At 49.3% G+C, this 12,310-nt stretch carries 11 protein-coding genes and 1 tRNA gene; 6 read left to right on the top strand and 6 right to left on the bottom strand.

Annotated elements, in window-relative coordinates:
* Positions 1–9: 9 nt before the first annotated feature.
* From BMW71_RS05685 to BMW71_RS05665, 5 genes are all read left to right on the top strand, one after another.
* Entirely contained in the window at positions 10–492 is a 483-nt protein-coding gene (locus tag BMW71_RS05685) for a DUF4199 domain-containing protein (RefSeq protein ID WP_092170755.1), read from the top strand.
* A gap of 87 nt (positions 493–579) precedes the next feature.
* Positions 580–1,881, top strand: a complete 1,302-nt coding sequence (locus BMW71_RS05680) for a DUF2254 domain-containing protein (protein WP_092170752.1) — start codon at positions 580–582, stop codon at positions 1,879–1,881.
* A 98-nt stretch (positions 1,882–1,979) separates the two neighbouring features.
* Positions 1,980–2,573, top strand: coding sequence for a hypothetical protein (locus BMW71_RS05675; RefSeq protein WP_143057562.1), 594 nt, complete (start codon positions 1,980–1,982; stop codon positions 2,571–2,573).
* Positions 2,574–2,575: 2 nt separating this feature from the next.
* Positions 2,576–3,187 (top strand): hypothetical protein, encoded by a 612-nt coding sequence (locus BMW71_RS05670; protein WP_092170746.1) that lies wholly within the window; start codon positions 2,576–2,578, stop codon positions 3,185–3,187.
* A 336-nt stretch (positions 3,188–3,523) separates the two neighbouring features.
* Complete coding sequence (locus BMW71_RS05665) at positions 3,524–4,000, top strand: Dps family protein (protein ID WP_092170744.1); 477 nt, start codon at positions 3,524–3,526, stop codon at positions 3,998–4,000.
* 1 nt (position 4,001) lies between these two features.
* On the opposite strand, the gene BMW71_RS05660 is transcribed toward BMW71_RS05665, so the two are convergent.
* From BMW71_RS05660 to BMW71_RS05640, 5 genes are all read right to left on the bottom strand, one after another.
* The gene (locus tag BMW71_RS05660; RefSeq protein WP_092170741.1) at positions 4,002–5,489 is read right to left on the bottom strand and encodes a DUF1501 domain-containing protein; all 1,488 of its coding nucleotides are present in this window, start codon (positions 5,487–5,489) and stop codon (positions 4,002–4,004) included.
* 2 nt (positions 5,490–5,491) lie between these two features.
* Complete coding sequence (locus tag BMW71_RS05655) at positions 5,492–8,701, bottom strand: DUF1553 domain-containing protein (protein ID WP_092172708.1); 3,210 nt, start codon at positions 8,699–8,701, stop codon at positions 5,492–5,494.
* Positions 8,702–8,947: 246 nt separating this feature from the next.
* Positions 8,948–9,664 (bottom strand): DUF4412 domain-containing protein, encoded by a 717-nt coding sequence (locus BMW71_RS05650; RefSeq protein WP_092170739.1) that lies wholly within the window; start codon positions 9,662–9,664, stop codon positions 8,948–8,950.
* 190 nt (positions 9,665–9,854) lie between these two features.
* On the bottom strand, positions 9,855–10,355 hold the full coding sequence (locus BMW71_RS05645) for a pyridoxamine 5'-phosphate oxidase family protein (protein ID WP_092172705.1): 501 nt from the start codon (positions 10,353–10,355) through the stop codon (positions 9,855–9,857).
* A gap of 354 nt (positions 10,356–10,709) precedes the next feature.
* A tRNA-Lys gene (locus BMW71_RS05640) sits at positions 10,710–10,785 on the bottom strand.
* A 110-nt stretch (positions 10,786–10,895) separates the two neighbouring features.
* Here BMW71_RS05640 and BMW71_RS05635 point away from each other — a divergent pair.
* Positions 10,896–11,621 carry an SH3 domain-containing protein gene (locus tag BMW71_RS05635; RefSeq protein WP_092170736.1) on the top strand — a complete coding sequence of 242 codons (726 nt, stop codon included), beginning with the start codon at positions 10,896–10,898 and terminating at the stop codon, positions 11,619–11,621.
* On the opposite strand, the gene BMW71_RS05630 is transcribed toward BMW71_RS05635, so the two are convergent.
* Positions 11,610–12,236: an LON peptidase substrate-binding domain-containing protein gene (locus BMW71_RS05630; protein WP_092170733.1), complete on the bottom strand. Its 627-nt coding sequence runs from the start codon at positions 12,234–12,236 to the stop codon at positions 11,610–11,612. The genes BMW71_RS05635 and BMW71_RS05630 overlap by 12 nt on opposite strands.
* Positions 12,237–12,310 lie beyond the last annotated feature (74 nt).

The following is a 12,310-nucleotide window of genomic DNA, read 5'->3' as shown; positions in this document are numbered from 1 at the left end:
CCGAAACCAATGAAAAAATACACCATTGAAATAAAATGGGGACTTATCTTTGCGCTTATGGGCCTCCTGTGGATGGGCTTGGAACGAATCATAGGCCTGCACGATGTGCACCTGGACAAGCACCCCATTTATACCAATTTTATCGCCATTCCAGCTATTTCCATCTATGTGTTGGGGCTGCTGGAAAAAAGAAAAAAGGTGTATGGCGGCAAGATGAGTTATGGGCAGGGGTTTAAAGCCGGACTTTTCATCACGTTGGTGGTAACCCTATTGACCCCGCTGACGCTATGGCTGACCCTTTCGGTCATCACACCTGATTTTTTGAACAACGCGAAAGATTTCGCTATTGAATCCGGCAACATGGCCCAAGAAGAGGCGGAAACCTATTTCAGTAAGGAAAATTACCTGGTTCAAGGCATCGTTGGTGCGCCCATCATGGGAATTTTGACCACTGCGATCGTGGCAGTGTTTACACGGAAACGCGAAAAGTAGCCGGTACCGTAGTACCGAAGCAAAGATCCCCGTAGGAATTGATCCGTTTATTGAATACCTTAGAAAAGGATAATTCTTAACGCGCGTATGAAAAAACTATTGTTTTGGTGGTCTGAACTTACATCTACTTTTTGGTTTATTCCCGTTTTCATTATTTTTATCGGGATCGTTTTGGCTGTATCGCTGGTATATGTAGACAGTTACTCCGGATTTGATCCAAGTGGTGGAGTGGAATATTTTTTTCCGGGAAGTCCCGACGCCGCTAAAAACATACTGACGACCATTGCTGCAGCCATGATAGGGGTAGCGGGTACGGTGTTTTCGATTACGCTCGTGGCCCTAACGCTAGCCAGCAGCCAGTTTGGCCCCCGACTGGTAAAAAATTTCATGTACGATCGAATCAATCAAACCGTACTAGGAACCTATGTTTCCTTGTTTATTTACTGTTTGATTGTTTTAAATACGGTAAAAGATACGGGCAACTTGCAGTTTATTCCGCTATTTTCGGTAGCTTTTGCCTTGATGATGGCGATCGCCAATATCGTTTTGCTCATTGTATTTATTCACCATGTGGCAACCAGCATACAGGCGGATTATATCATCGGAAACATCTCCGCAAAACTGTTTCGTAACCTGACCCACTTGTTTCCCCAGGAAATGGGTAAGGAACCGGATCAACATGTACCCAATCCCGAAAAGGAAAAAAGTAATTACGCCACCTCTCAAGTTTTGGAATGTGGCTTCGATGGGTATTTGCAGTACATAGACAGTGATAAATTGATGGAGGAGGCCAGAAAGCAGGAGGTTTTCATAGAGCTATTTCACCGTCCCGGGAGTTACCTGGTAAAAAGCCTCGAACTGGCTAAGGTATACTCCAATAAAGCCCTGGATAAAGAAGCAATGAGCCGGCTGCGGCAGCATTTTTTGGGGGGGAAAACTAGAACCCCACAGCAGGACGCCGAACATGCCATTCACCAAATGGTTGAGATTGCAGCAAGAGCACTTTCCCCTGGCATAAACGATCCCTACACCGCCATCTCCTGCATCGACAACCTCATTAGCAGCCTGGCCTACCTAACACAGGTCAAGTTTCCCACTGCGTACCGATTAGACAAAGAAGGAACTTTGAGGATTAAAGCCGACATCCTTACCTTCGAAGGGATGATGGATGCCGCCTTCAACGCCATCCGGCAGTATGCCAAAGACAGTCCATCCGTGATCATCCGGCTCATGGAGGCCATGGTTACGCTCAGCAAATTTGCAGAAACTCCAGAACAAAAGCAGCCGATAAAAAAACATGCGGAGATGATCTGGAATCAGGGCAAAAAATATTTCGATGAAGAAAACGATCTCAAAGACCTGGAAAAACGCTATCAAAATATAGGTTAGCGGCTGGTTTTCTTATCACCGAAGTATTTCGTAATTTTGTGTCCCAAATCGATTGTGAGCAGCCCTGGTGCCGGGGATGGATTGGAACTGGAAATTACATGCATACCCTATTTACTTTTCTCACATTCTTGAAAAGCCGGCTGTTTTTGCTGTTGCTTTGGGCAGGACTTAGTGCTACCGGTGTTCATGCCCAGCAGTATACGATAGCTGCACAGGCTGGATTATTCACGCCCATCGATTATGGACGGTTTGTGTCCGCCCGTTTGGGCTTTTTTACTGGTTTGAGCTTCGATTACCGGTTTCCGGGAAAGCTTTCCTTCGGGTCCCATTACCAGTTTGGCACATTTTCCTACGCTCCAAATCAAGGCGGGCAAACGGGATTGCCGGAAAATTCCTCCGTGCAGGTACACCTCATTTATTGGACCCTTCAAAGGCATTTTTCGTTGGGTGGGGATTGGAACCTGGCGGTGGGTACCGGCCCGGGATTTTTCCTGGCGAGGTACCCGGACGAGCGGGATGGACAGACCGGGCTACCGGTTTTTAGCCGGGATTTTAGCATACCCTTATTGCTCAACCTTTCCAAACCCTTAGGCAATTTCGGAACGGTCGGCGTGAAATCGGGATTGTTTTTTACGCCTTTTTATGCCATTGGGGGTTTCCATTTTGGGCCCGAAATTCGCTTTCGCTTTTAAAGATGACTTACAAAACAATCGTTTTATTTGTACTGATGCTTGTCCTGGGTTCTGCCTTGCATGCTCAGGAGCTGGAGGCCCGGCTAGGCCTGGGGTCTTTTAGCCTGAACCGGGATTACGGCTATGAAAGGCCCGCAGTAGGATGGTATGTTTCGCTGGGACTTTCGTATGATTATACGCCGGAATGGACCATGGGTACGGAATTTAACCGCTCTTTCAATGTATATTTCCGGGAATCAATGGCGGATACCCCCTTATTGATCGGAAATTTGCCGACAAGAGCAGCGGTCAATTCCGATCACTTTTCCTTTGTCTTAACCAGAAAAATCCCCTTTCCCCTTGGCTTGAAGGGGCAAATTGGTTTGGGTATGGGGCTGGCCATAGACGAGAACCGCTTTTACCAGCCAATCCTTTTTGACGAAGAGCAGGGGGCTTATCGGGGAGTTAACCTGGTAGAACAATATCAGGTAGGACTGATTTTTCCCGGTCAAATCGCGGTGCGTAAGTCCTTGGGTGAACGCTGGCACCTGGGACTGCAGGCAGGTGTTTTTCTGGATCAGCGCTTTCGCATGCGTAGCAGCTTTTGGGGACCTGAACTGAGCTATCGATTTTAATACTACCCATCATTACATAGCTGTCAGGTTTTGCTGATAATTCGCCAACAACAAACGTTGCTTGATGAATCCTAACTGGCTTTTTTCTGCTTCACTCCTAAAAAATATCGGAACCATTTATACTCGCTTTGGTTTAATTCGTGGCAAAGAACGGTAAGCGCTACTTTTACCCTTGAATGGAGCTAGCGCTCGGCTGCCCGGCAGGCCAAAAGCAGGGCCAGCGAAGGACAAAATCGCCCGGATTTATTTTCCTTTGGGATTATAGTCTGGATGAAATGGGTTAAATTTAACGGTAAGTTAAAAGAGTATATTCATCCACATACATTCGATTAAAACATGGAAAATTTAAACGCAATCGGCCTGGACATCAAGCGCTCGGAAGAGTTGGCCCATAAGTTAAACGTATTATTGGCCAATTATTCCATCTTCTACCAGAACACCCGGGGTTACCACTGGAACATCAAAGGGGATAAGTTTTTTGAATTGCATTTAAAATTCGAAGAGCTGTATACCGATCTGCAGGTAAAGATTGACGATATCGCCGAACGCATCCTGACGTTGGGGCACGCTCCCCAACACCAGTACTCCAAATACCAGGAGAGCTCGGCGATAACGGAAAGCCAGGAAGTAACCGATGGCATGAAAGCGGTTGAAAACATACTGGCCTCTATGAAAAGTATCATTACCCTGCAGCGGGAATTATTGGACCTGTCCGGTGAAATTGGAGATGAGGGTACCAATGCCCTGATGAGCGATTACATCCGGGAACAGGAAAAACTGGTTTGGATGTATTCCGCCTTCTTGAAGAAATAACTCAAGTAAAGAGTTCATGCACCACGCTTCCGGCCACATCCGTGAGTCGGAAGCGCCTTCCCTGGTGTTTAAAGATCAACTGCTCGTGGTCCACGCCAAACAGGTGCATGAGGCTGGCGTGAAAGTCGTGCACGTGTACCGGGTCCTGAACCACGTTATAGCCAAATTCGTCCGTGACACCAAAGGAGAAGCCGGGTTTTACACCTGCTCCCGCCATCCACATGGTAAAACACCGGGGGTGGTGATCCCTGCCGTAGTTGTCTTCGGTAAGCGTTCCCTGGCTGTAAACCGTTCGTCCGAACTCTCCCCCCCAAACTACCAGAGTATCTTCCAGGAGTCCTCGTTGCTTCAGGTCCTTGATCAAGGCAGCGGTAGCCTGATCGGTTTTTGCGCATTGGTTGCGGATGCCTCCCGGTAGGTTGCCGTGTTGGTCCCAGCCCTGATGGTAGAGTTGTACGAAGCGTACGTCTTTTTCTATGAGTTTTCGGGCAAGCAAGCAATTGGCGGCGTAAGTGCCCGGATCCCGGCTGTCTTCACCGTACAGGTCAAATACCCAATCTGGTTCATCGGAAAGATCCGTCACTTCGGGAACGGAGCTTTGCATGCGGAAGGCCATTTCGTACTGGGCAATACGGGCATTGATCTCCGGATCGCCATACGTGTCAAATTGCAGGCCGTTTAGCTCTTTGAGGTAGTCCAGCATCTGTTTTCGGTCCTCGCCCTCGTAATTCTCCGGATTTCCCAAATACAGTACCGGATCTTTTCCAGAGCGAAATTGCACGCCTTGATGCTGGGAGGGAAGGAAGCCATTGCCCCAAAGCCGGGCATAGAGGGGTTGGTCACGGACCGCATTTTTGGATACCAGGACAACAAAGCCTGGTAGGTTTTGATTTTCCGAGCCCAGGCCGTAGGACATCCAGGCGCCCGTGGAGGGTCTGCCGGGCAGTTGGTGGCCCGTTTGCATGAAGGTAATGGCCGGATCGTGGTTGATCTGCTCAGTAATCATGGACTTGATGAAGCAGAGTTCGTCCACCACTTCGGCTGTGTAGGGCATGAGTTCGCTTACCCAAGCCCGGCTTTTTCCGTACTGCTTAAATTCAAAGGCGGATTGTGCAATGGGGAAGATACTTTGGTTGGCACTCATACCGGTCAGTCGCTGTTCCCCCCGAATCGATGGAGGAAGGTCCTGACCCTGCATGCGTTGCAAGGTGGGTTTGTAATCGTACAAGTCCAATTGGGAGGGGCCGCCACTTTGAAACAAGTAAATGATACGTTTCGCTTTGGGGGTATGGTGGGGCAGACCGGGAAGGCCACCGATTTTGGAAAGGCTTTTTGCCATCAGGCCCTCTTGGGAAAAGAGCGAACCCAGGGCAAGGGCGCCCATTCCCATGGCGGTTTTGGAAAGGAAATCCCTGCGGTCCATTTTCTTTTCCAACTCGTGCAGGTCCGGTATATGCGAAAAGCGGTATTTATCTGAATGATGACACATATTTATCGTTTGGTAATGGTCGCGTCGGAATTAAGGATGGCACTTGCCACCACGGAATTGGCTGCCCAGGGAAGCGGGTCGGGTTTATCCGGGATGGGGTAGGATCCGGTAGCCAACCAACCCTTCATCTTTTCCGGGTTTTTTGAAAAGGAGCGCATTTCTTGCTCCCGCAGGCCCAGTAATACGCCGAGCTCCTTTGTGGATGGAAACCTGCCGGTAAGCTTTCGGAATGCATCCTGTATGCCTTTTTCCGGGTCGGAATGCCGGGTAATCCGTGCACCCATCACTTTGGAAATTTCTACATAAATGGGATCGTTCATCAATACCAGGGCTTGCAGGGGCGTGTTCGTTTCCTGCCTTCGGATGGTAGACTCCGATCGTTCCGGCGAATCGAATATGTGCAGGGTAGGGTGTGGAACGGAGCGTTTCCACAGGGTGTAAAGGCTGCGCCGAAACAGGTTTTCGCCTGTGTCTTCGGTATATTGGCCACCGTTTACCGACCACAAGCCCTCGGGCTGGTACGGTTTTACGCTGGGTCCCCCAATGCGTTTGCCTAACATGCCGCTGGCCAGGAGGGCGTTGTCCCGAATCATTTCTCCGGGCATGCGGCCCGAGGGCCCTCGGGCTAGCCAGGTATTGTCCGGGTCTTTTTCGAGCAATTCCGGCGAGGTGAGCGAGGCCTGTTGGTAGGTCTCGGAAAGCACAATCATTCTTTGCAGGTTTTTTACGTCCCATCCGGATTCCCGAAAAGTCACGGCTAGCCAGTCGAGCAACTCCGGATGGCTGGGCATTTCTCCCTGATTGCCGAAATCCGAGGCGGTAGCGACCAGTCCCTTGCCAAAAAACTGCTGCCAGAGACGGTTGACGGCTACTCGGGCGGTAAGGGGGTGCCGCTCGTCCAGGAGCCATTTGGCCAACCCCAGCCGGTTTTTTTCGTAGGCATCCGCCATGGGAAGTACCGCTTCGGGTGTTCCCGGATGTACTTCCTCTCCATGGGCATGGTATTCCCCCCGTTCCAGTACATACGTAGGTCGCTTCGGTTCCATTTCATCCATGACCATGACCTCCTGTAGGGGCTCTACCGTAGCCGAGTGTTCCATTCGGGCAGTTGTTAAGGCCTTGAACTGCTTTTGGTAAGCCGAGGAGCGATTGTGCCAGTAAAAGGACTCCAGCGCGGTTCGTTCTTCCGGTGTCAAGGCATCAGGAGACGTACGGCGTAGCTCCTCCAGAAGGTCGGGTTGCAGCCAGTCTCTGATTTCCAGTTGGGATAGCTCCTTGTCGAAAACCGTTAGCTCGTCGGCAGCGGCGCCTTTTAGCCCTTTGCCTCGCCACACGGCACCGATTTGAATGCCGGGCTCTTTGTCCCGGCCAAATAGGATGTCTTTGTATAGATTGTCCCGAACCGGTTCGCTGGCCATTAGCTTCCCATTCAGGTAGGTCTTGATGCCGGCAGCCGTGGAGGAGCCATCGTAGGTCATTAGCAGGTGGATCCAAGTATCTCTCGGGACTCCTTCCAGCGTCACGTTGCTGATTACGTTGTAGGGAGCCGTATGGGCCAGGATCATTTCCAGCTTGTTGTCTTTCAGATACAAATGATAGCCGCGGCGGTTATAGAGGACGGCGCCGTCGCCTGTATGAAAGATGGCGCCGTTTTCCAATTCTTCCGGAATAGTGACCCAAAGTCCTACACTAAAGGGCTGGTCTTTGGAAAAACTCCCGACACCTCCCATTTTTAGCCAGGCATCCCCATTGAGCGCGGCTGCCTTGCCCCGGTACCCGTCGTCCACCAATGGGGGCTGCTTGCTCTTCTCGCCGATGCTTTCCATTATGCCCGTAACGGAGGGGTTGACCCGGTCTCTCAGGGGGAGCTCGTCAAAGTCAAAGTGTGCAACCAAGGAGGCGACTGGGCGGTAAAAGCGGGTTTCTTTGTATCCCAGATTGTTTACCCAGGCGTCAAACTCCGCCTTTTCCACCTGTTTGATGGAGTCAAGTGCTTCTTCTGCCTCATCGATGTTATTTTTCAATAGTGCCAGTAATGCGTCCTTTTCATCATCCGTCCAAAGCATGGTGGGGACCGGCATGGCGTTGTCCCAGGAAATCTGCCCTGCTTCGTCCACCTGATTGAAAAAACTGCTGAGTTGAAAATATTCTTTTTGGCTGATTGGGTCGTATTTGTGGTCGTGGCAACGGGCACATTCCAGACTCAGCGCCATGATGGCCTTCCCCAGCGTATTCGTACGGTCTGCGACGTATTCTACCCGAAACTCTTCCTGCACGATACCCCCCTCCATGTTTTGGGGGTGGATACGATTAAAAGCCGTGGCCAGTAACTGGTTTTTTGAAGGATTGGGGAGCAGGTCGCCGGCCAGTTGTTCGGTGATAAACCGATCGTACCCCTTATTTTGGTTGTAGGCATCAATCACCCAATCCCGCCAGGGCGACATGTCCCGGTACCGATCCACCGTATAGCCATGGGTATCGGCAAAGCGGGCCAGGTCCATCCAGTGCATGGCCATTTGCTCCCCGTAATGCGGTGAGGCCAATAACCGATCCACTTGCTTTTCCCAGGCCTGCTCGGAGTCGTCCGCTAGGAAGGCATCCAGTTCTTCCAGTGTAGGCGGCAGCCCGGTGAGGTCGAGGCTAAGCCTACGCAGCAGCAGTTCCTTGGAGGCCCTGGAGCTGGGCGCCAGTTGATTTTCTTCCAATTTTTGGGCGACAAAGCGATCGATGGGCTGCTGAGACCAATCGGTAAATGCCGACTGTGGTGCTTCGGGCTTTTTTGGGGGAATAAAGGCCCAATGTTTTTTGTATTCAGCCCCGGACTCAATCCATCGAATCAGAATGGCCTTGTCTCGGTCACTGAGTTGGAGGTGGGATTCCGGTGTAGGCATTTGGTAGGCGGCATCCTCGGATAGGATGCGTTGCACGAGTTCGCTTTTTCCTGGCTTTCCGGGCTTGATGGGGGTTTTGCCACTTTCCTCAGAAGGGGTGAAGGCTGCTTCGGCCAGGTCCAGGCGAACACCTCCCTGCCGGGCGGCTTCGTCGGGTCCATGACAGGAGAAGCAATTGTCCGAAAGAATAGGTTTTACATGAATGTTAAAATCCAGTTGTTCCGGTAGCTCGTCCATGGCCATTTCCACGCTTTCCGGAAGGTTTGGGGCGCAGCTGAATACCAGCAAAAAAACTACGGGGAAGAGGCAACGAAGCAACATTGGTTTTTTACGACTATCCATTAATACAAAGATAAAAATAACGGAATTTTTACCCAAAACAGCCCCTTTCATAAAATAATACATCCGTTGTTAGTATGTTTCGCAGCACGAAATGCTTTCGTCGGGAGTAAAGACGCGTTGATGCCGATCTCGGATGCAGTTTCAGGGATACTTTAGGTGTCGGTTGTGCGGATGGGTTGGAAAATGATCGCTAGTGCTTGGGCTGCGTATTTTGGGGAATACCACCTATTCAATTGCAGACAGTGTATGCCCTTCTCTGCTAAAGACCGATTCGTCTACGGTCTTCCGGAAATTCGCCAGGCGAATGGCTACGTTTGCTTTGCCTTTTTTACTTGTCAGTTTCATTTCCAATGGAAGTCCGTCGACGCCGAACTGTTCAAATTGTTCCAGTTCTTTTTGCGATTTGCCCACACCGATGGCCTGGTAACTCAACAGCTGCGGCATGGAGAGTGGAATTTCGTCGGTCAACCAAAGCTCCGCGTTATAGTCACTGCTTTCTGCAAGCACTTTTCTACAGCGATAACCTTCAATCATTTTGGAATCTCCCGAAGGGTCTTTCCCCGGTTGAACAGTATTGCTGTTGGGTTGGAAGGCATGACGCATTGCGGGCCAATAGCGGTCATTCATGGGCAAGATATAACCGCCTTTTTTGCCCTGCATCTCAAAAAGGCCGGTGATGGTCGAATCTGCAGCATTGATCACCATCCGCATATCCGGCTGATTTTTTCCGGCATGAATTAGGATTGCGGTCTCCTGGATACCGAAAAAATAGGAAATGGTATCGCTGCGGGTGGTACCATTGGGATATTCCTGACTGGCGATGAAATCAAAGCTTCCGAGGAATGTCCCTGCGGGTAGTTCGTGCGAACCCGGCGTCCTGGAAAAGATCAGCCAGGTTGACAGGAAGGCAAGGGTAAGGGAAAAAGGACAGAGGCTAGCCATATTTTTGCGAGGATCAGGTAGTGATTTAAAAATAATAAAACAACCACAGATTGCAAAAATTAAAAGGAAAAAATTAAAAAAAGAACGGCAGTATGATTGGAAAATCAGGAATATTTCGAAATATTCATCTGGAAGAGCCGTTTACAAAACCCCCAGGGTATACACGTAGCGATTAGAGGAATTGGTACCGCTATTCCTTGCCAAACTTCTCATGCTTGCCCAAATTAGGGGTAGTCGCTGGTTTTATAGTGGCTTTCGCGAGTTCGAAAATTTGAACCAAGGTGTTGTTTTTCGAATCCCAGTGTTCGCCTTTGCTGATTTTAATTTCTAGCATTGCCAGGTCGGGATCGTCTTTTCCGTTTTCAAACCAGGCAGCGACCCAGGGATTCCAATACCTATCGATCAGTTCCTTGTTCTGCGTAACACAGCCCTTTCCTGTCAACGATACGTACACGTTGTCTTTTGGATTACTAAAGGTCAGGCAGACGTCGGTATCGTTTACGATTTCAAAGGCCTTCGCATCGCTCTTGGACGTGTAAAAAAACAAGGTGCCATCGTAGGCATCCTGTACAAGGCTCATGGGACGTCCCCTCATGCCCCCGCTATCTTCGGTTGTTTTGGTAACGAGCATCCCCACCTTAATGGGTTTTATCAGCTCCCAAATTAATTTTTTGTGTTCTGGACTAGACATATCCGTTGTTTCTTTTTTAAGGTTCAATCAATGCCAGAGGACGGATCTACCTGCCTCCCTGGCAATTTTTCAATTCCCCTAAAAGAGAGCAAAACACATTCCAAAAATAAAGTTAAAATTCAGGGGGAAAATCAGCCTCACTTGGGAAGCAGGCATTCATTAAAAAAAGCTTGCTGCAGGCCAGGTGCACAGCAGCTAATAAAATGTACACCCGGCATTTTCTTGACGGCTTGTCCTCCCGCTGGGGCTTCCCGAAGCGGCGCTCTGGCTCCCCTTCTTCGGGATAAACTTCTCGCCCAGTCCTGAAAGTTGTAAAAAAAAAAAAACTTGCTCCGAAGAACAAGTTTTCTGTTTTGGTGATCCCGCTGGGGCTCGAACCCAGGACCCTAACATTAAAAGTGTTATGCTCTACCAGCTGAGCTACGGAATCGAATCTTACCAACTACCTGCTTTTCAGCGCTTGATAATTTCAAAAGAAAACTTGGTTTTGCGCACGAGTTTTCCGTAATTGGACTGCAAATTTAAAGCACTAGATTGATAATGCCAAATCTTAAATGGATCTTTATTGTTTTTTTGTCAGCTTTTTCGCTGATTAATCCCCAGGAAGCTGACTGTCAGGGGCAGAGCATTTCCCTACTCCAAGAGGCGGATAGCTTATTTTCTCAAAAGCAATACAAAGAGGCCCTGCAAATCTACGAACAGATCCTCTACGAAGAGGAGACGTATTCTCCGGCGATGTTGTTAAAAATGAGTTTCATTACGGAGGGCATGGGAGATTTTGGAAAAGCCTCTCTTTTTCTGTCCAAGTATTACGATTACAACCCAAATCCGTCGATTATCGACAAAATCAAGTCCCTGACGGATCAGAATCGACTCGAGGGTTACGAGATTTCCGATCAGGATCGATTCCTATCGGTGATCCTCGATTATAAGATGGAGCTGACGGCGTTCTTCGCCCTTTTACTGATGGTGTCGTTGATCATGGTCTACCTGTCATCGACCAGGCAATCCCCGTTTCTGGTTCCTGCGTTTATCTTTTTGCTATTGGTTTTTGTGGGCAACAACTTTACCGATCCTCCCGAAAAGGCGATCATTACAGGTAGCCCGGTTTTGATCATGGATAGTCCTTCTGCTGCGGGGAATCTGGTGAAGCGGGTGGAGATGGGTCACCGGGTGACCATCCATTCCAGCGAGGATATGTGGTACCGCATTCGCTGGGGCAATCGGGATGCCTATATCAAAAAGTCTGACGTGTCAAAAATTTAAGGGATCCAGGTATTTAAAGTGCCCGTTCATTTTGATTCGGTGCTTTGACGCTTCGATTTCTTTGAGAATGGGGATGGTTTTTTTCAAATGCGCAAAAAGGAAATCCAGGCGTTTTTCTTCGGTTTCGAGTTCGAGTAGCCGGTATTCCTGTGCCGGGCTTAGCCCGATCTTATGGGCATAAGTAAACGAAGTAAGGGAAGGGTTTTGGAGGTCGGCTGAAAATTGCATCCATTTAAACAGTTCTTCCAGGGAATTGCGAAAGGCAATCTTTTTTTCCTGTGGGGCTTCCAATTCCAGGGGAAGGAACGCAACTTTTCCTCCTGCGTAGAGCTTTCCTTTCATGGGGTTTTCGAAACCCAGAATTTTGAATGTGCGTAGGCCCCGGGTTTTTATATCCAGTCTTCCGTCCTCGTAGGTAGTGGTGATTTCGAGCAAGGACACTTCCGTACCTACCGGCATGAGTTTATCCAGAAAGGTGCAAATGCCAAAGGTCTGCCCATGCTGGAGGCAGTCGTTGATCAACTCCTTGTACCGAGGCTCGAATATGTGGAGGTTTAGATTTTCCTCCGGAAAAGTGATGAGTTTTAAAGGAAAGAGGGGCAATTCCTGCGTCATGGTCTACCGGTTTGAATCCTGCTGTCGAAGGACTTTTTATTCCTTTTAACTCATAAGTGGACGTATGGTTTTAC

It is taken from the genome of Cyclobacterium xiamenense (assembly GCF_900109255.1).
Lineage (GTDB): Bacteria > Bacteroidota > Bacteroidia > Cytophagales > Cyclobacteriaceae > Cyclobacterium > Cyclobacterium xiamenense.
The sequence above is the reverse complement of the archived record's forward strand: the minus strand, read 5'-3'. Positions and strand labels throughout refer to the sequence as shown.